Origin of the sequence: Thauera aromatica (assembly GCF_023093595.1) — a bacterium.
GTDB lineage: Bacteria > Pseudomonadota > Gammaproteobacteria > Burkholderiales > Rhodocyclaceae > Thauera > Thauera aromatica_A.
The window spans coordinates 178250-196154 of sequence record NZ_JALLIK010000110.1; the positions used below are offsets into that span (position 1 = coordinate 178250).

Below are 17905 nucleotides of genomic sequence, written 5' to 3' on the forward strand. Positions count from 1 at the left end.
CCCGCGCAGTCTCGAAGGCCGAAAGCCGGCGCCCGCTCCGGCGCCTACTTGCCGTCGAGCAGTGCCTGGATGTCGGCGACCACCACGTCCGCGGTTTCGCCATGGCGCAGGTACAGGCGCAGTCGGCCCTGGGGGTCGAAGACGTAGGTGCCGGCGCTGTGGTCGACGGTGTAATGACCTTCGAGATCGCCGCTCTTGCGGTAGAACACACGGAATTCCTTCGCCACCGCGGCGATTTCCTCGGCGCTGCCGGTGAGGCCGAGAAAGCGCGGATCGAACAGCGGCACGTATTCGGCGAGCAGCGCGGGGGTGTCGCGCTCGGGGTCGACGGTGACGAACACCACCTGCACGCGCTCGCCGTCGGCGCCGAGGCGGCCGATAACCTCGCTCATCCCCGACAGCGCGGTGGGGCAGACATCCGGGCACTGGGTATAGCCGAAGAACAGGGTCACGACCTTGCCGCGGAAATCGGCCAGGCTGCGCACCTGGCCGTGGTGATCGGTGAGGGTGAAGCCCTTGCCGTAGTCGGCGCCGCTGATGTCGGTGCTGCGGAACACCGGTTCGGGCGGCGCGCAGGCGGCGAGCACGCCGAGCGCGAGCAGCCCGAGCGCAGCCGCGCGCAACCGGCGCAGAAGGCGCGGATAGAGGGTGGAGGGGGTGGAGGGGGTGGAGGGGGTGGAGGGGGTGGAGCTGAAACCCATGGCAGGACCTGTGCTATCGCGATTCGGCAATCGTTCGATGGTAGCCCTTTGCCGCCCGCGCCGGAACCCGGTGCGACACCGTGCCGCAGCCCTTGCCCTGCCCGCCCAGCGGTGCCAGCCCCTGCCGCGCCCCCCCTGCCGTACCGCCCCTGCCATGCCCCCCTCGCACGCGCACTCACCACCGCAGGTAGTGGTCGGCCAGCAGCGCGGCGAACAGCCCGAACAGGTAGGTGATCGAGAAGCGGAAGGTGCGCCGCGCCCGCGCGTCACTGTAGCTGCGGTACAGCTGCCAGGCGCGGCGGATGAACTCCGCCCCCAGCGCCAGCGCCACCCCGAGGTAGAGCGCGCCGCTCATCCGGGTGGCGAACGGCAGCAGGGTGACGCCGAACAGGATCAGCGTGTACAGCAGCACCGACAGCCGGGTGAACGCCGGACCGTGGGTCACCGGCAGCATCGGCAGACCGGCGCGGGCGTAGTCGGCGCTGCGGTACAGCGCCAGCGCCCAGAAGTGCGGCGGGGTCCACGCGAAGATGATCAGGAACAGCAGCAAGGCGTCGGCCGGGACTTCCCCCGCCACCGCCGCCCAGCCGAGCACCGGCGGCATCGCCCCCGATGCCCCGCCGATGACGATGTTCTGGGGGGTGCGCGGCTTCAGGAACGCCGTATACACCACCGCGTAGCCGACGAAAGTGGCGAGCGTCAGCCACATCGTCAGCGGATTGACCGCCTGGTGCAGCACCGTCAGGCCGCAGCCGCCGAGCACGCCGGCAAAGGCCAGCGCTTCGGCCGGCGCCAGTTCGCCGCGCGGCAGCGGACGGGCGCGGGTGCGCGTCATGCGGGCGTCGAGCTGCTGTTCGAGCAGGCAGTTCATCGCCGCCGCCGCCCCGGCGACGCAGGCGATACCCACGGTGGCGGCGAATACGGTGAGCGCATCGGGCAGGCCCACGGGCACGGCGAGGAACATGCCGATCACCGCGCAGAACACGATCAGGGTATTCACCCGTGGCTTGGTCAGGGCGTAGAAGGCGCGCAGGCGGCTGGCGCGGGCAGCGTCCAGGGCGAACGTTTTCATCCTCTTTCCTCCTCGATCGTGTGCAGCGCGGCGGCCCCATCCCGTGCCCCGGCGACCGGCAGCGGGCGCGGCGCGCCGAGGCGGAACACGATCCACACCATCACCCCGAGCAGCAGCGCCGCGCCGGCGTTGTGCGCGGCGGCCAACGCCAGCGGCAGCGACAGCAGCACGTTGGCGATGCCCAGACCGAGCTGGAGCGCGAGCACGGCGAGCAGCGCCGCGCCCAGATCGACGGTGGCGCGGCGCCGGCACAGCGCCATGCCGAGCACGGCGAGCGCGCCGCCGGCGACGAGCGCGCCGAGGCGGTGCGACCAGTGGATGGCGGTGAGCGCGGCGTTCGACAGCAGCTCGCCCTCGGCCGTCATCCCCAGCTCGCGGACGACATGAAAGGCATTGGCGTAGTCCGCCGCGGGCGCGAAGCTGCCGTGGCAGGTGGGAAAATCAGGGCACGCAAGAGCAGCGTAGTTGGTGCTGGTCCAGCCCCCGAGGGCGATCTGGAGGACGAGCAGGACGAAGGCGAGGCGGGCCCCGGTACGCAGCCGCTCGATCCGCTCCAGCGCCCCGGCGCGGGGCGGGCGTACCCCCGCGGGCGCAACGGTGCCGATCCACAGCGCAGCGCAGGCGCGCAGCGTCAGCCAGCCCAGCAGCGCCAGCGTCGTCAGCCCGCCGAGCAGGTGGGCGGTGACGATCGCCGGCTTGAGCAGCAGGGTCACCGTCCATTTGCCCAGCAGGCCCTGGAACAGCACCACACCGAGCAGGCCGAAGGCCAGCCCGGGCGCGGCGCGCGGGCTGGCGCGCAGACGCCAGGCGAGCGCGGCGACGGCGACGATCAGCAGGCCGAGGCTGGCGGCGAGGTAGCGGTGGATCATCTCCTTCCACGCCTTGGGCAGGCTCACCGGGCCGTCGGGTGCGGCAGCCTGGGCGTCGCGGATCGCATCCGCGGCGTGCGCCGGACTAGGGGTGCCGTAACAGCCCGGCCAGTCCGGGCAGCCGAGGCCGGCATCGGCCAGGCGCACGTAGGCGCCGAAGACGACGACGACCAAGGTCAGCGCCAGCGCCGCGAGCAGCAGCCCACGATACAGCGCCAGGGCGCCGCCAGCAGGCGCCGTACGCGCCCCGGGTGCGGCGCCTGCTGGCGGCGGCGAGCGAAGGGAGGCGGAGCGGGCGCTCACGGCCGCGCCCCCGGGGGCGTGCGCCCGAGGCCGGAATACTTGAGCAGGCGCTGCAGGTCGCGGCTCAGCGCCTGCGCCGCAGCGGTGCGTCCGGGAGCGTCGTCGAAACGCATCATCCGCTGCCCCAGTGGATCGACCAGATAGATCGTGCCCGGCGCCGCCGGTGCCAGCACCTCCAGCCAGGCGGCATCGGCCCGGGCGAGGCGCAGCCCGCCGCCAGGCGGATGGGCGGACGGGGCACCGGCGGGGGCGCTGGAAAGGTGTTCGGCCGCGGGCTCGCCGCCGTCGGTGATCAGCCACACCCGGCCGACGCGCGCCATCTCCCTGGCCTGGGCGAGGTGCGCCTGGCGCGACACGTAGAGCGCGCGGGCGCAGGCAGCGTCGCAGGCCGCAGGGGCGGTGATGAGCAGCGTCCACCGCCCTTCCAGTTCGGCCCGCGCCAGCGCCGGCTGCCCGCCGGCGCCGTCGAGGACGGTGGCGGGCAAGGGTACGGGCGCGAGCAGGGTGCCGTGGTTCACCCGTCCCTGCGGCGGCCACAGGTAGAACATCAGGTAGGACGCCAGCACCGGCAGCACGCAGACCACGGCGAGCAGCAGCAGCGTGCGGCGCGCCCGGCGGCGCACCGCGGGCGGCAGCGGGGGCGCCGGTTCAGCGTCCGGCGCGGCGAAGGTCGGGCTGGTCATGGCGTCTCCGCAAGATCAGGCGCCGGGCATGGCCGGCGGTCAGCACGGCGGCGAGCGCCGCCAGGGCATACCACTGGAAGGCGTAGCCGCGATGGCGCTCGACGCCGGCCGCGGGCGGCAGCCAGGCGCGCGCCAGGCCGTCGGCCGCAGCCGACGTCTGCTGCACGATCCACGGCGCGATGCAGCCCGGGCCGTCCGCTCCGGCACGGGCGCCGGCGCACGGCGCGAGGCTGATTCCCGGCTGCACGCCGAGTCGCGCCGGGTCGAGCACCTGCCACCGCCGCCCATCCACGTCCGGCCCGCCCCGCGCCAGGGTGAAGGGCGAAGCCTCGGGCAGGTGCAGGCGCCCTTCGAGCGCCACGCGCCCGGCCGCGGCCGGCACTTCGGGCAGTTCGCCGCGGTCGGTTCCGGCCGCCACCCAGCCGCGATCGACCAACACCACACCCGAGCCGTCGGCCAGGCGCAGCGGCGTCAGCACGTGATAGCCGGCGCGGCCCCGGTGGGTGCGGTTGTCGAGGAACACGGTGGCCGCCGCCAGCCACTCCCCTTCCAGCCGCAGGGGCTGCCCGGGGCGCAGACCGGGGGCGCCGGGAGCGGCGGCGAGCGCCGCGTCGGCCGGGGCGCTCCGGGCCGGCCCCTGCGCGACGGCATCGAGCGCGGCCTGCAGTTCGGTTTTGTCCTGCGCGCGCCGCAGCTGCCAGTTGCCGAGTGCGACGGTGAGCGTGACCATCGCCACGCCCGCCAGCAGGGCGAGGCCGTCGCGCAGCCAGGCCCGCCCCGCCCCGCCCCCTCCTGCGGTCTTCTCTCCTGAAGCCTTCCTCCTTCCGGGAGCCTTGCCGCCTGGCGTGCACCCGGGCGGCAGTCCGCTGGCGCCTGGCGTCGACATCGATGTGCCCCCCTGCCCGATCACGATCCGCTCACAGCCAATACACGACGACGAACAGGATCAGCCACACGCCGTCGACGAAATGCCAGTACCAGGCCGCGGCCTCGAAGCCGAAGTGGTGCTCGGGACTGAAGTGTCCGGCGAACGCGCGCAACAGCATCACGATCAACATCAGCGCGCCGACCGTCACGTGCAGTCCGTGAAAGCCGGTGAGCAGGTAGAAGGTGGCACCGTAGATGCCGCTGTTGAGCCGCAGCCCGAGCTCGCTCCAGGCGTGGCCGTATTCGTAGGCCTGGAGGCCGATGAACAGCAGGCCGAGGGCGATGGTCAGCGCCAGCCCGAGCTTGAGCTGGCCGCGCCGCGCCTGCAACAGGCCATGGTGCGCCCACGTCAGGGTGGCGCCCGAGCTGAGCAGGATCAGGGTGTTGAGCGCCGGGATGCCCCAGGCCCCCATCGGCGTGAAGGGGTCGGCGCCGCTCGGCGTATACGGCCCGGCGGTGGGCCAGGCACCGGTGAAGCCGGGCCACAGCAGGGCCTCGTTGGCGCCCGCGGCGAGCCAGGGCACGGCGAGCACGCGGGCGTAGAACAGGGCGCCGAAGAAGGCGGCGAAGAACATCACTTCGGAGAAGATGAACCAGCCCATCGACCAGCGGAAGGAGCGCACCACCCGCCGCCCGTAGAGGCCGGACTCGGATTCATGCACGACCTGCCCGAACCAGCCGAACAGCATGTAAGCGAGAACCGCAACGCCGCCGAAGAACAGCCACGGCCCGGACGGCGCCCGGTTCAGCCACAGCGCCGCACCGGCGCCGAACAGCAGCAGCGCGACGGCGCCGATGATCGGGTAGATCGACGGCGCGGGGACGAAATAACGCTCCGCCGAATGCATTCTGGAAGCCTGGCTCATGGTCTGCTCTCCATTGCGTTCCCCGTTTCCCTGTCGGCCCCGCACCCCTGTCCGCCCCCGGCTGGCTAGGCGGCCCCGGCGCGCGCGAGCACCCACTGCACGATCGCCACCAGGCCGAGGACGAAGGCCAGCCCGGCGAGCACGCCGGCCACCACCACCGCCCTGGGGTCGAGCCGCGCCGCGTCCTCGTGCCAGGCGCGGCCCTTGCGGATCCCGGCGAAGGACCACAGCACCGCGCGCAGCGTTGCCCAGAACCCGGCGCGGTGCGGCGGCGGCCCGTCCCCGCCGCTCATGTCGCCCCTCCCCCCGGCCCGTTCACCGCAGCGGAAGTGCTGCGCCCCTGGAGCATGAAGAAGGTGTAGGACAGGGTGATGACCCTGATCTCGTCGGGCAGCGCCGGATCGACGACGAACACCACCGGCATGGTCCGCACTTCGCCCGGCGCCAGGGTCTGCTGGGTGAAGCAAAAGCAGTCCATCTTGTTGAAGTAGCGCGCCGCCCGCTGCGGGCCGTAGCTCGGCACAGCCTGGCCGGTGACCGCCACCGCGCCGGGGTTCGACACTTCGTAATCGACGTGCACGAGCTCGCCCGGATGAACCTCGATCGAGCGCTGCCGCGGCTGGAAGCGCCATGGCAGGTCGTGGAGGTTGGCGTCGAACTGGACGAGGATGCGGCGGCTGCGATCGACCTGGGAATTTCCCGCCGCAGGGCCGGCCAGGCGCGCCGCCGCGCGCGCGCCCTGCTCGGCCTCGGGGCGGAGGAAGTTGTTGATCCCGGTGACTTCGCAGATCTGCTCGTAGAACGGCACGAGCAGGAAACCGAAGCCGAACATCACCGCCGCCGACACCACCAGGCGCAGCAGCAGGCGGCGGTTGTCGGCAGCGCGGCGGTCGCGGACAGGGGCGTTCATCGGCCGAAGACCTGGTACTTGAGGATGACGAAGACGAAGAAGGCGGCGGCCACCGCGGCGAGCATCAGCCCGGTGCGGCGGTTGGCAGTCCTGCGGTCACGGTCGCTGGGGTGCATGATATTCAGCGCACGAGCGGCGCATCCTCGAAGGTGTGGTGGGGGGCGGGCGAGGGCACGGTCCATTCCAGGCCTTCGGCACCATCCCAGGCGCGGGCGGGGGCACGCTCGCCGCCGCGAATGCACCGGATCACGACGATGAGGAAGATCAGCTGCGACAGGCCGAAGCCGAAGGCGCCGACGCTGGCCAGCGCGTTGAAGTCGGCGAACTGCAGCGCGTAGTCGGGAATGCGCCGCGGCATGCCGGCGAGGCCGAGGAAGTGCATCGGGAAGAAGGTGATGTTGAAGAACACGATCGAGCACCAGAAGTGCAGCTTGCCCAGCGCCTCGCTCGGCATGTGGCCGGTCCATTTCGGCAGCCAGTAATAGGCCCCGGCGAAAAGCGCGAACAGGCTGCCGGCGACGAGCACGTAGTGGAAGTGGGCGACGACGTAGTAGGTGTCCTGGATCTGGATGTCGATCGGCGCGATGGCGCAGATCAGCCCGGTGAAGCCGCCGATCGTGAACACGAAGATGAAACCGGTGGCGAACAGCATCGGCGCCTCGAAGCTCATCGCCCCGCGCCACATCGTCGCCACCCAGTTGAACACCTTCACTCCGGTGGGCACCGCGATCAGCATCGTCGCGTACATGAAGAACAGCTGGCCGGCGGCGGGCATGCCGGTGGCGAACATGTGGTGGGCCCACACCGCGAACGACAGGATCGCGATCGAGGCGGTCGCGTACACCATCGAGGCGTAGCCGAACAGCGGCTTGCGGGCGAAGGCGGGAATGATCTGGCTGATGATGCCGAACGCCGGCAGGATCATGATGTACACCTCGGGGTGGCCGAAGAACCAGAAGATGTGCTGGTACATCACCGGATCGCCGCCGCCGGCGGCGTTGAAGAAGTGGGTGCCGAAGTGGCGGTCGGCCAGGATCATGGTCACCGCCCCGGCCAGCACCGGCATCACCGCGATCAGCAGGTAGGCGGTGATGAGCCACGTCCAGCAGAACAGCGGCATCTTCATCAGGCTCATCCCGGGGGCGCGCATGTTGAGCACGGTGACGACGATGTTGATCGCGCCCATGATCGAGCTCACCCCCAGGAGGTGGAGGGCGAAGATCGCCAGGTCCATCCCCATCCCCATCTGCACCGACAACGGCGCGTACAGCGTCCACCCCGCGGCGGTCGCGCCGCCGGGGACGAAGAAGGACGCGAGCAGCAGGATCGCCGCCGGCGGCAGCAGCCAGAAGCTCCAGTTGTTCATCCGCGCGAAGGCCATGTCGGAAGCGCCGATCATCAGCGGGATCATCCAGTTGGCGAAGCCGACGAAGGCCGGCATGATCGCGCCGAACACCATCACCAGGCCGTGCATGGTGGTGAGCTGGTTGAAGAACTCGGGCTGCACCACCTGCAGGCCGGGCTGGAACAGCTCGGCGCGGATGGTCAGCGCCATCACCCCACCGGAGAGGAACATGACGAAGCTGAACACCAGGTACATCGTGCCGATGTCCTTGTGATTGGTGGTGGTGAGCCAGCGCATCAGGCCGCTGGGGCCGGTGTGAGGGGCGTGCAGCAGATCGTGCGGGGCGGCGGCCATGCGGAAATCCTCCTGTCGGATGGCAGCGGGAGCAAAGCGGGGACGGCTCATCGCGGCGCCCGCGCCGCGTCCGCCAGCGCGCCGGGCGCGGCCTGCTGCGCCTGCACCCAGGCGCTGTAGCGCTCGGCCGACACCACGTGCACTTCGATCGGCATGAAACCGTGGTCGCGCCCACACAGCTCGGCGCAGTTGCCGCGGAACACGCCTTCCCGGTCGGCGCGGAACCAGGTATCGCGGATGAAGCCGGGAATGGCGTCCTGCTTGACGCCGAAGGCCGGCACCCACCACGAATGGATGACGTCGTTGGCGGTCAGCAGGACGCGGACCTTCTTGCCCACCGGGACCACCAGCGGTTTGTCGACTTCCAGCAGATAGGCTTCGCCCTTCGGTGCGGTGCCTTCGATCTGGGCGCGCGGCGTAGCCAGGCTGGAGAGGAAGCGGATGCCTTCGCCCTCGCCCTGGAGATAGTCGTAGCCCCACTTCCACTGGTAGCCGGTGGCCTTGATCGTGAGGTCGGGGTTGGAGGTGTCCTTCATCTCGATCACGGTCTTCGTCGCCGGCCATGCCATGCCGAGCAGGATCAGCACCGGAACGATCGTCCACGCGATCTCGACCGCGGTGTTCTCGTGGAAATTCGCCGCCACCGCGCCGCGCGACTTGCGGTGGCGGAACACCGCCCAGAACATCACGCCGAACACGCCGATGAAGATCAGCAGGCAGATCACCAGCATCAGGGTGTGGAGGTCGTGGATCTGCGCAGCGATCGAGGTGACCGGCGCCGGGATGTTGTAGCGGGCGGGCAGATCCTGCGCGAGCGCCGGCGTCGCGGTCGCGATCGCGATCCAGCCTGCTGTGCGGCCTGCACATGTCATGGCATCACCCCCAAGTCCGCTTCATTTTCGGCAGGTGCCAACGATGGTGCCATAGCGAAAATCATCGCTGCAACACGGTTTTTTGATAAAAGTCAATATAGTGCAGCGCACGATCTGCTAGCCCCCTCGAATCGCAAGGCTTCGGCAGGGCCATTCGGGGTTTTCCCATGGGTTTGTTTGCTGCATCGCAAAATCGATCTTTCCGGCATCCGCCCGGCCCCGCTCCACAATCGGCCGCGGCCGGATTACCCTTGGCGCAAGCCACTACCGGAGCCTTGCCCTGGACCCCGCCGCCCTCCCCCTTGCCGCCTTCGACGCCTTCGATGCCGCCGCCGCCCTCGTCGGCGGCATCGGCCTGTTCCTGATCGGCATGCACATGCTCACCGAAGGGCTCAAGCTCGCCGCCGGCCGCGCCCTCCCCGCCCTGCTCGAGCGCGGCACCGCGACCCCGGCGCGCGGCCTCGCCGCCGGCATGCTGATGACCGCGGCGGTGCAGTCATCGACCGCGGTGACGGTCGCCAGCATCGGCTTCGTCAACACCGGCCTGCTGTCGCTGAAGAACGCGATGTGGGTGATCTTCGGCTCCAACGTCGGCACCACGATGAACGCCTGGCTGGTGGCGGCGCTCGGCTTCAGCTTCAGGATCGAGTCCTTCGCCCTGCCCTTCGTCGGCGTCGGCGCGGTGCTGATGCTGGCCGCGCGCAGCGTGCGCCCGCGCGCACTGGGCCAGGCCCTGTCCGGCTTCGGCGTGCTGTTCCTCGGCATCGATGTGCTCAAGGACGCCTTCTCCGGCTTCGGCGCGGCGATCAGCCTGCAGGACTACGTGCTGCCGGGGGTGGCGGGCTGGCTGACCCTGGTCGCCATCGGCGCCGTGCTGACGGTGCTGATGCAGGCCTCGGGCGCGGTCATCGCACTCATCATCACCGCCGCGCAGGGCGGGCTGATGTCGGTGGAGGCGGCCTGCGCGATGGTGATCGGGACCAACATCGGCACCACCTCGACCGCCATCCTGTCGGCGATCGGCGCCACCTCCAGCGCCCGCCGCCTGGCCGCCGCCCACGTCATGTTCAACCTCGTCACCGGCAGCGTCGCGCTGCTGATGCTGCCGCTGCTGATCGGTCTGCTCGGACTGCTGCGCACATGGTTCGAGCAGCCGGCGACGCCGGCGGTGACGGTGGCGATGTTCCACACCGCATTCAACCTCCTCGGCGTGCTGCTGATGGTGGTGCTGGCCGCGCCGATGCTGCGCTTCCTGTCGCGCCGGTTCCGCAGCCAGGAAGAGGAAATCGCCCGCCCCCGCCACCTCGACCCGCCTTCGCTGGCCGTGCCCGACCTCGCCCTCCATGCCCTGCGCCAGGAGCTGGGCCGCACTCAGTCCTTCGCCACCACCGCGCTGACGGCGGTGGCCCGGGTTCCGCCCGACGCGCCCTGGATCGAGCGCCAGGCATCGACGCTGGACACCCTCGCCCCGGCGATCACCGCCTACATCGGCAAGCTCGGCAGCGCGACCCTGCCGGCGGCGCTGGTCGAAGCCCTCGCCCACAGCCTGCGCACCCTGCAGTACCAGGAAAACGCGGTCGCCGCGGTGCGCCAGGCCGGCAGCCTGGGCGCGACCCTGGGCGCCGCGCCCGGCGCCGCTCTCGACGCGGCCGTCACCGCCTTCCGCCAGGCGGTGGCGGCACTCGCAATGAGCGCCGATGCGAGCCGCGGTGAATTCAGCGCCGCCGCGGTCGATGTCCTGCTGGAGGACGTCGAAGCACGCTACCAGGCGCTCAAGGAAGCGCTGCTGCTGCACGGCGCGCACGCCCGTCTCGACATCGCCACCATGCAGGACTGGCTGCGCCTGGCCAGCCTGCAGCGGCGCGCCACCGAGCAGGTGGCCAAGGCCGCACGCATGCTGGCGGTGCTCGACGGCGACCTGAGCCCGCAGCAGGCCGCGGAAGCAAACGCCGTCGATGACGGCAACGGCCACCCCGACAGCTGAGAGGGGGCGGCGGCACTGCGACGCCGGCCAGGCGGATGACCTTTCCTGCGGCGGCGGGGAACTCCGGCGCGCGCGGGAGCGACCGGGATGCGCCGGGACAGCGCTAGAATGCGGCCCATGTTTGCCGACACTCCCTCCCCGCCGCCGCCGGCCGACGGCGGCCGCGCCCAGCAGGTCCTCGCCCACGTTTTCGGCTATTCCGCCTTCCGCGGCGAGCAGCAGGCGATCGTCGAACACGTCGCCGCCGGCGGCGACGCCCTGGTGCTGATGCCCACCGGCGGCGGCAAGTCGCTGTGCTACCAGATTCCGGCGCTGCTGCGCGACGGCACGGCGATCGTGGTGTCGCCGCTGATCGCGCTGATGCAGGACCAGGTCAGCGCGCTGGTCGAAGCCGGAGTGAAGGCCGCATTCCTCAACTCCAGCCAGGACGCCGACACCGCGCGCGCGGTGGAGCGCGCGGCGTACATGGGCGAGCTCGACCTGCTCTACGTCGCCCCCGAGCGCCTGATGACGCCGCGCTTCCTCGACCAGCTCGACCATCTGCGCGATACCCACCGCCTGGCGCTGTTCGCGATCGACGAGGCGCACTGCGTGTCGCAGTGGGGGCACGACTTCCGCCCCGAGTACCTGCAGCTGTCGATCCTGCCCGAGCGCTATCCGGCGATTCCGCGCATCGCCCTGACCGCCACCGCCGACCGCCAGACGCGCGAGGAAATCGCCCAGCGCCTGAACCTCACCCACGCGCGCCGCTTCGTCTCCAGCTTCGACCGCCCCAACATCCGCTACACGATCGTCGACAAGGACGACCCGCGCCGCCAGCTGCTCGCCTTCATCCGCGAGGAATGTCCGGGACAGGCCGGCATCGTCTATTGCCTGTCGCGGCGCAAGGTCGAGGAAACCGCGGCCTGGCTGCGCGAGCATGGCATCAACGCCCTGCCCTACCACGCCGGCATGACGCAGGAGATCCGCGCCGAGCACCAGACGCGCTTCCTGCGCGAGGACGGCTTGGTGATGGTGGCGACGATCGCCTTCGGCATGGGGATCGACAAGCCCGACGTGCGCTTCGTCGCCCATCTCGACCTGCCGCGCTCGATCGAAGGTTATTACCAGGAAACCGGCCGTGCCGGGCGCGACGGCCTGCCGGCGCAGGCGTGGATGGCGTGGGGGGCGCAGGACGTGGTCCAGCAGCGGCGGATGATCGACGAGTCGGAGGCGAGCGAGGAGTTCAAGCGCCTGGCGCGCAACCGCCTCGAGGTGCTGGTCGGCCTGGTCGAGGCGACGACCTGCCGCCGCCAGCACCTGCTCGCCTACTTCGGCGAGGACTCCGCCCCCTGCGGCAACTGCGACAACTGCCTCTCCCCGCCGCAGACCTGGGATGCCACCGAGGCCGCGCGCAAGGCCTTGAGCTGCGTCTATCGCACCGGCCAGCGCTACGGCGCCGGCCACCTGATCGACGTGCTGCGCGGCGAGCTGACCGACAAGGTGATCGAGCGCGGCCACCAGGCCATCACCACCTTCGGCATCGGCAGCGAACTCGACGAGAAGCGCTGGCGCACGGTGTTCCGCCAGCTGGTGGCGCGCGAGCTGGTCGCCGTCGACCACGAGCGCTACAACGCGCTGCGCCTGACCGACGCCGCCCGCCCGCTGCTGCGCGGCGAGGCCGGATTCCACCTGCGCCTGGAGCGCGAACGCAGCCGTTCGCGCAGCCGCCGGCGCGCCGCGACCCCGATGGACATCCCGGGCGGCATTCCGACCACGCTCTTCGACCGCCTGCGCGCCTGGCGTGCGGCCACCGCGAAGGAGCGCAACGTGCCCGCCTACGTCGTGTTCCAGGACGCCACCCTGCGCGAGATCGCGATCGCCCGGCCACGCTCGCAGGGCGAACTGGCCGGGATCAGCGGCATCGGTGACCGCAAGCGCGAAACCTACGGCGAAGCGATCCTGGACATCGTCGCCACAACCCGCTGAACACGCCCGCCGGGCAGGCCCGGGCGGGCGGCGGAGCTTACAGCACTTTCAGCAGCTCGACTTCAAACACCAGGGTGGCATTGGGCGGAATCACGCCGCCGGCGCCGCGGGTGCCGTAGCCCAGCTCGGGCGGAATGGTCAGCTTGCGCCGGCCGCCGACCTGCATACCCTGCACGCCTTCGTCCCAGCCGCGGATGACGTGGCCGGCGCCGAGCGGGAAGTGGAAGGGGTCGTTGCGATCCTTGCTGGAGTCGAACTTGCGCCCGTCGGTCAGCCAGCCGGTGTAGTGCACCGCGACCATCTTGCCTTGTTCGGCGGTGTCGCCGCTGCCGAGCTCGAGCTCTTCGATGACGAGGCCGCTGGCGGTGGTGGTGGTCTGGGTCATGCCTGTTTCTCCTGGGGTTGGTCGAGGGGGAGGATTCTACCTGCTGGGGTTGCGGCGGCGGGCGGCGAAGCGCTCGCGGAACTTCGCGATCTTGGGCGCGACCACGTACTGGCAGTAGGGCTGGTCGCTGTTGCCGGCATAGTAGTCGTGGTGCTCGGGCTCGGCCATCCAGAACTTCGGCGCAGGTTCGACCCGGGTCGCGATCGCCTTCGGGAACAGGCGCCGCTCGCCCATCTCCTCGATCAGCGCGAGCGCGGTGTGGAGCTGCTCCTCGCTGGTGACGAAGATCACCGAGCGGTATTGCGGGCCGATGTCGTTGCCCTGGCGGTCGACGCTGGTCGGATCGTGGATCGCGAAGAAGATCTCGAGCAGCTCGCGGTAGCTGCGCCGCGCCGGGTCGAACTCGATGCGCACGACTTCGGCGTGACCGGTGCCGCCGGCGCAGACCTGGCGGTAGTCGGGCAGCTCGACGTGGCCGCCGCAGTAACCGGGCACCACGGTGACGACGCCTTCGACGTCCTTGAACACCGCCTCCAGGCACCAGAAGCAGCCGCCGCCGAGGATTGCGGTTTCGAGTACGGGGTCTTGCCGGATTTCACTCATCGGAATGGACTCCATGCACAGGTTCAGCGGAAGGAGAAACCGTAACTCAAATCGAGCGCGGTGTCGGTGCCGCCGCGCACGATCACCGACACCCGGCGCGACAGCTGGTAGCTCAGCTTGACCAGGGTCGCCGCCCCGCCCAGGCTCTGCTCGAAGGACAGGAACAGGTCCGGCCCGAGGCGCTTGCCCAGGCTCAGCACCTGGCCGCTCACCGAAGGGCCGGCGGCGATCGTCGAGCCGCTGCCGACGACCCGGCTGCTGGGCGCGCGCGCGGTGCTGGTGAGCTCGCCCTGGCCGATCGAGAACGCGTCGAAGCCCAGGCTGCGCGACAGCTCTTCGGTCATGCCGCCGCCGGGGCCGCCGAGCAGGGCCGCGGCCGCCGGCAGCAACAATCCGAGGTCGGCGCCCGAAGCGGCGTCGGGCGCACGCCCGAGCACGATCCAGGAGAGCTTCTCGGGGTCGGGAACGTCGGGCTCGGACACCAGCCGCACCTGCGGCCGCCGGGCGCTGCCGCTGACCGCGACGCCGGCCTCCACCGCCAGCCCCTTGCGCAGGGCGACGATATCGAGCCCGGGGGCATCGAGCGGTCCCTGGAAGTTGACCGTGCCGCGCTCGATCACCAGGCGCTGGCCATAGCCGCGATAGCTGCCGCCGACGGTGGAGATCGTCCCCACCGCCGACAGCGGGCGCTCGGGGTCGAGGCGGACGCGCAACTCGCCGGCGAGCCGGGTTTCCAGGCCCAGCGCCGACAGGTAGAGCGCCTCGCCCAGGCCGACGCGGACGTCGGCGGTGACGGCGAACGCGCCGCTGCCGGCCGGCGGGTCGCGGCCGAGGACGACGACGTCGTCGGACAGGCTCGGCGGCGGCGACTCGGCGAACTCGAGATAGCCAGCGTCGGCCTCGAAGCCGGCCTCCAGCGCCAGCGAACTCCAGCTGCTGCGCGCGGTACCGCGGCCCGACAACAGCATCCAGCGGTCTTCGCGCTGCAACAGCGGCAGACGGTCGGCCTCGAAGCGGAAGTCGCCCGCGCCACTGTCGAGCGCGATCTCGCCGCGGGCGGTGAAGCGGCCGGGAGTGGCGGTGAGGCGCTCGAAGGGAATGCGGCGGTCGCGCAGGCGCACCCGGTTGGGCGAGACGAACGCGAGCCGCGTCAGGCGCAGGCGGTCGTCGTCGAAGTCGAGGTCGAACTCGCCACCGGACAGGATCAGGCCCTGGTCGATCAGGGTGAAGCCGAGCTCGCGGCCCTGGAGGGTGCCGCTGGCGCGCGGCGCGGCAAGCGTGCCGGCGATTTCGAAGCGGCCGTCGATGCGCCCGGCGGTGTCGACGTTCTCGCGCACGAGCCGGCCCAGCCAGGCGATGGAAGGCATGTCGAGGCGGGCCGCAGCGCGGACCGGAGTCTCGGGCGGCACGCTCCAGCGGCCGTCGGCGCTGCGCCGGGCATTCAGGGCGGCTTCGCCGTGGACGCGGCCGAACTCGCGGCCGCGCACGTCCACCGTCAGGTCCAGGCGCTCGCCGCGCGCCGCGAGCACGGCGTCGAGCCGCTCCAGGCCGAGCCGGGTGCGGATCTCGCCTTCGACGCTGAGGTCGCCCGATTCGCGGAACAGGCGCGCCTCGCCAGCGAGCGTGCGCCCCATTTTCAGGTCCCAGCGCGCGCCCAGGGTCAGCGGGTCGGCATTGCGCCGCGGACGGCCGTCGGCGCGCTTCGAGTCCGGCGCCAGCACCAGGCCGCTGAGTTCGCCGCGCAGCACGGTTGCGGCCGGCGACCATGCCGTCTCGAGCAGGCGGATGCGGCCGCGGCTGCCGGCGTCGATCTCGGCCGCGCCCAGCATCACGCCGTCGGCGGCCAGTTCGAGCGCGGCCGGAGCCGCCAGGCGGGCGGTGAACGCCTGCGCCGGACCGGCGGGTTGCGGGCCGGCGGGTTCGGCGCCGGCGAGTTCGAGCGCGGCAAGCTCGCCGGCCCAGCGCAGGCGCGGGCCTGCGCCGATCCCGCCCTGCAGCACCAGGCGCACGCTGGCGCCCGGATCGTCGCGCCCGGCGCCGCCGGGCGCGACCGCGCTGAGTTCGAGACGGTGGCGCGCGCGCGTGCCCTCGGCGCCGAGGCGGGCGTGTTCGATCCAGTCGGACTGGGGCCGGCCGTCGTCCCCGGCGCCGGCGGGGCCGAGCCCGGACAGGCCGAGCGCGAGCGCGAAGGAGCCGTCGATGCCGGCATCGAGCCGCGCACTGCCGTTGATTCCCGCCAGGCGCAGCTCGCCCGGCAGCACCAGGTCTTCGCCGAAGAACTGCAGCTCGCCATTGGGCGCATCGAGCGTGCCGCCCACCCGCCCCTCGGCCGCGGCGCGCCCGCCGAGGCCGAAGCCGAGCGCGCCCAGCGCCGGCGCATCGAGGCGCAGCGCCAGGTTGTCGTGCGCGGCGCCGAGCGCACCGTCCGCTTCGACGGTGTTGCCCGCCAGCCGGGCGGCGAGACGCACTTCCGGCAGGCGACCGCCTTCGAGGCGCAGGCGGCCTTCGCCGCTGAGCGGGCGGCCGTCGAGGACGCTGTCGTGGATGCGGAACTGCAGCGTCGCCGCCTGCGGCAGGCCGGCCGCCGGCAGTTCGGCGGCGGCCTCCAGGTCGAGGTTCAGGCGCGCGGATGGGGCCGCGGTGGACAGTGCGCGCGGATCGATGCCGGCAAGCGCGAGTGCGGCCACGATCCGGCCGGAGTCGGAGCCGGAGTCGGAGCCGGAGTCGGAGCCGGAGTCGGAGTGGGCGTCGGCAGCCGCAGGCGGCGCGGCACCTGCGCCCTCGCCCTCCCCGCCTGCCCTGGCCGCCGCGGGCGGTTGCCAGGCGACCCGCCCGGTGATCCGCCCCGCGCCCGCCAGGCGGAGGTCGAGGGCATCGAGGGCGATCTCTTCGCGGCGCCAGTCGAGCACCGCGGAAAGGCTTTCCAGCGGAATGCCCCCGGCATCGGCCGCGGCAGGCCGGCGGTTATGCACACGGATCGGCCCGGCGAGCCGCCCCACGGGCAGCCCTGCGATCCCCTCCACGGCCGGCCCGTCCCCGCCCGCGGGCGGCGCAAGCTCGGCGTCGAGATCGAGCGCCGCACGCGGCGCGCCGTCGACGAAAGCGGCGGGGTCGAGTCCGTCGACCCGGAGCGAGAGCCGGCGCAGCGGGACGGGGTCGAAGCTCGCGGCCTCGAGCTCGACTCGGGCCTGCACGCCTTCGCCCCGGGCCTCGAGCGCGATCCGCGGTTCGAGCAGGGTATGGGCGAGGCCGAGCTGCACGGCGAGTGCGCGCCCCTCGATGACGCCGTCGAACTGTCCCGTGCCTTCGAGCGCGAACGGCGCCGCGCCGTCGACGGCGAGGGCGAGGCGGGCCCTGCCCTGGGGCAAGGTCAGCGACAGTTCGCGCAGGCGGTGGTGGCGGCCGTCGCTGTCGAGCGCGGCTTCGAGCGCGCTGAAGCGCAGGCCCGGGGCGGCATCCTCGGCGGCAGCGGCTTCAGCGGCGGGCGGCGGGTCGCCGGCGACCGCCCCGGGGGGCGGGTGCGGCGCTTCTTCCTGCGCCCCGGCGGCCGGCTCGGGCGCCGGCAGTTCGCGCATGGCAAAGGTTCCGACCGCGAGCCGGCGCAACTCGATCGCGAACGGCAGTTCGAGCGCTGCGGGGGGCCGCAGGGGGTCGGACTCCGCTTCAGCCGCGGCCCGGGCGAGGTCCACCCGGTCGACCGTCAGATGGGTGATTTCGAGCCGGCGCTCGAGCAGCGCGGCGGGCGACCAGGCGAGCGAGACGTCCTTCAGCTCGAGCTGGAGTCCGGGGCTGCGGTAGGCGAGCGTATCGATGTCGAGACGCCCGAGCACGCGCCCGCGCGCGCCCTCGACCTGCAATGCGCCGCCGCTCGCCCCGCGGGCGAAGGCAAGGCCGGCATCCAGCCCGGACTGGGTACCGAGCAGCCACGCGCCGGCCCCGAGCGCGGCGGCAAGCGCCAGCGCCACGCCCCCGCCCAGCCCCTTCAGCCCCCGCCGCCAGCGCGGCGAACGGGGCGGCGGGCTTGCCCGCGCTGCGGCCGGTGCGTTCTCGCCCATGGCCGCGG

At 72.0% G+C, this 17905-nt stretch carries 17 protein-coding genes; 2 read left to right on the plus strand and 15 right to left on the minus strand.

Annotated features, from left to right (window positions below):
• Positions 1 to 44 precede the first annotated feature (44 nt).
• From MXC99_RS16300 to MXC99_RS16355, 12 genes are all read right to left on the minus strand, one after another.
• Entirely contained in the window at positions 45 to 701 is a 657-nt protein-coding gene (locus MXC99_RS16300) for an SCO family protein (protein ID WP_247726466.1), read from the minus strand.
• Between the two features lie 175 nt (positions 702 to 876).
• Positions 877 to 1773 (minus strand): heme o synthase, encoded by an 897-nt coding sequence (gene cyoE, locus MXC99_RS16305; protein ID WP_247726467.1) that lies wholly within the window; start codon positions 1771 to 1773, stop codon positions 877 to 879.
• On the minus strand, positions 1770 to 2861 hold the full coding sequence (locus tag MXC99_RS16310) for a COX15/CtaA family protein (RefSeq protein WP_247726571.1): 1092 nt from the start codon (positions 2859 to 2861) through the stop codon (positions 1770 to 1772). Before MXC99_RS16310 ends, cyoE begins: the two co-directional genes overlap by 4 nt.
• Before the next feature lie 80 nt (positions 2862 to 2941).
• Positions 2942 to 3628, minus strand: a complete 687-nt coding sequence (locus tag MXC99_RS16315) for a hypothetical protein (RefSeq protein ID WP_247726468.1) — start codon at positions 3626 to 3628, stop codon at positions 2942 to 2944.
• Complete coding sequence (locus MXC99_RS16320) at positions 3594 to 4514, minus strand: SURF1 family protein (protein WP_247726469.1); 921 nt, start codon at positions 4512 to 4514, stop codon at positions 3594 to 3596. The genes MXC99_RS16315 and MXC99_RS16320 overlap by 35 nt, the downstream gene beginning before the upstream one ends.
• Positions 4515 to 4545: 31 nt before the next feature.
• The gene (locus MXC99_RS16325) at positions 4546 to 5421 is read right to left on the minus strand and encodes a cytochrome c oxidase subunit 3 (RefSeq protein ID WP_247726470.1); all 876 of its coding nucleotides are present in this window, start codon (positions 5419 to 5421) and stop codon (positions 4546 to 4548) included.
• A 65-nt stretch (positions 5422 to 5486) separates the two neighbouring features.
• Positions 5487 to 5714 carry a DUF2970 domain-containing protein gene (locus MXC99_RS16330; protein WP_247726471.1) on the minus strand — a complete coding sequence of 76 codons (228 nt, stop codon included), beginning with the start codon at positions 5712 to 5714 and terminating at the stop codon, positions 5487 to 5489.
• Positions 5711 to 6331 (minus strand): cytochrome c oxidase assembly protein, encoded by a 621-nt coding sequence (locus MXC99_RS16335; RefSeq protein WP_247726472.1) that lies wholly within the window; start codon positions 6329 to 6331, stop codon positions 5711 to 5713. Before MXC99_RS16335 ends, MXC99_RS16330 begins: the two co-directional genes overlap by 4 nt.
• The gene (locus MXC99_RS16340; RefSeq protein ID WP_247726473.1) at positions 6328 to 6447 is read right to left on the minus strand and encodes a cytochrome oxidase small assembly protein; all 120 of its coding nucleotides are present in this window, start codon (positions 6445 to 6447) and stop codon (positions 6328 to 6330) included. The genes MXC99_RS16335 and MXC99_RS16340 overlap by 4 nt, the downstream gene beginning before the upstream one ends.
• Positions 6448 to 6452: 5 nt before the next feature.
• Positions 6453 to 8030: a cytochrome c oxidase subunit I gene (gene ctaD / locus MXC99_RS16345; RefSeq protein ID WP_247726474.1), complete on the minus strand. Its 1578-nt coding sequence runs from the start codon at positions 8028 to 8030 to the stop codon at positions 6453 to 6455.
• Positions 8031 to 8077: 47 nt separating this feature from the next.
• Positions 8078 to 8902: a cytochrome c oxidase subunit II gene (gene coxB, locus MXC99_RS16350; RefSeq protein ID WP_247726475.1), complete on the minus strand. Its 825-nt coding sequence runs from the start codon at positions 8900 to 8902 to the stop codon at positions 8078 to 8080.
• Between the two features lie 61 nt (positions 8903 to 8963).
• Positions 8964 to 9278, minus strand: coding sequence for a hypothetical protein (locus tag MXC99_RS16355; protein WP_247726476.1), 315 nt, complete (start codon positions 9276 to 9278; stop codon positions 8964 to 8966).
• Between MXC99_RS16355 and MXC99_RS16360 the strand changes: the two genes are divergently transcribed.
• Both MXC99_RS16360 and recQ read left to right on the plus strand, forming a co-directional pair.
• A complete protein-coding gene (locus tag MXC99_RS16360) occupies positions 9273 to 10886 on the plus strand; it encodes a Na/Pi cotransporter family protein (RefSeq protein ID WP_247726477.1) in 1614 nt (537 codons plus the stop codon). The genes MXC99_RS16355 and MXC99_RS16360 overlap by 6 nt on opposite strands.
• Before the next feature lie 117 nt (positions 10887 to 11003).
• Positions 11004 to 12854: a DNA helicase RecQ gene (gene recQ / locus MXC99_RS16365; protein WP_247726478.1), complete on the plus strand. Its 1851-nt coding sequence runs from the start codon at positions 11004 to 11006 to the stop codon at positions 12852 to 12854.
• Between the two features lie 37 nt (positions 12855 to 12891).
• Here the strand turns inward: recQ and MXC99_RS16370 are convergent, their stop codons facing one another.
• Genes MXC99_RS16370 through MXC99_RS16380 form a run of 3 tightly spaced genes read right to left on the minus strand, consistent with a single transcriptional unit; the run spans position 12892 to position 17897 of the window.
• Positions 12892 to 13239 (minus strand): FKBP-type peptidyl-prolyl cis-trans isomerase, encoded by a 348-nt coding sequence (locus tag MXC99_RS16370; RefSeq protein WP_247726479.1) that lies wholly within the window; start codon positions 13237 to 13239, stop codon positions 12892 to 12894.
• A 36-nt stretch (positions 13240 to 13275) separates the two neighbouring features.
• Positions 13276 to 13842, minus strand: a complete 567-nt coding sequence (gene msrA, locus MXC99_RS16375; RefSeq protein WP_247726480.1) for a peptide-methionine (S)-S-oxide reductase MsrA — start codon at positions 13840 to 13842, stop codon at positions 13276 to 13278.
• Positions 13843 to 13865: 23 nt separating this feature from the next.
• Entirely contained in the window at positions 13866 to 17897 is a 4032-nt protein-coding gene (locus tag MXC99_RS16380; RefSeq protein WP_247726481.1) for a translocation/assembly module TamB domain-containing protein, read from the minus strand.
• Positions 17898 to 17905 lie beyond the last annotated feature (8 nt).

Coding starts and splice junctions, on each gene's coding strand:
- MXC99_RS16300 (WP_247726466.1), bottom strand. CDS start 701: ATGGGTTTCAGCTCCACCCCCTCCACCCCCTCCACCCCCTCCACCCCC.
- cyoE (WP_247726467.1), bottom strand. CDS start 1,773: ATGAAAACGTTCGCCCTGGACGCTGCCCGCGCCAGCCGCCTGCGCGCC.
- MXC99_RS16315 (WP_247726468.1), bottom strand. CDS start 3,628: ATGACCAGCCCGACCTTCGCCGCGCCGGACGCTGAACCGGCGCCCCCG.
- MXC99_RS16320 (WP_247726469.1), bottom strand. CDS start 4,514: ATGTCGACGCCAGGCGCCAGCGGACTGCCGCCCGGGTGCACGCCAGGC.
- MXC99_RS16325 (WP_247726470.1), bottom strand. CDS start 5,421: ATGAGCCAGGCTTCCAGAATGCATTCGGCGGAGCGTTATTTCGTCCCC.
- MXC99_RS16330 (WP_247726471.1), bottom strand. CDS start 5,714: ATGAGCGGCGGGGACGGGCCGCCGCCGCACCGCGCCGGGTTCTGGGCA.
- MXC99_RS16335 (WP_247726472.1), bottom strand. CDS start 6,331: ATGAACGCCCCTGTCCGCGACCGCCGCGCTGCCGACAACCGCCGCCTG.
- MXC99_RS16340 (WP_247726473.1), bottom strand. CDS start 6,447: ATGCACCCCAGCGACCGTGACCGCAGGACTGCCAACCGCCGCACCGGG.
- ctaD (WP_247726474.1), bottom strand. CDS start 8,030: ATGGCCGCCGCCCCGCACGATCTGCTGCACGCCCCTCACACCGGCCCC.
- coxB (WP_247726475.1), bottom strand. CDS start 8,902: ATGACATGTGCAGGCCGCACAGCAGGCTGGATCGCGATCGCGACCGCG.
- MXC99_RS16360 (WP_247726477.1), top strand. CDS start 9,273: ATGCACATGCTCACCGAAGGGCTCAAGCTCGCCGCCGGCCGCGCCCTC.
- recQ (WP_247726478.1), top strand. CDS start 11,004: ATGTTTGCCGACACTCCCTCCCCGCCGCCGCCGGCCGACGGCGGCCGC.
- MXC99_RS16370 (WP_247726479.1), bottom strand. CDS start 13,239: ATGACCCAGACCACCACCACCGCCAGCGGCCTCGTCATCGAAGAGCTC.
- msrA (WP_247726480.1), bottom strand. CDS start 13,842: ATGAGTGAAATCCGGCAAGACCCCGTACTCGAAACCGCAATCCTCGGC.
- MXC99_RS16380 (WP_247726481.1), bottom strand. CDS start 17,897: ATGGGCGAGAACGCACCGGCCGCAGCGCGGGCAAGCCCGCCGCCCCGT.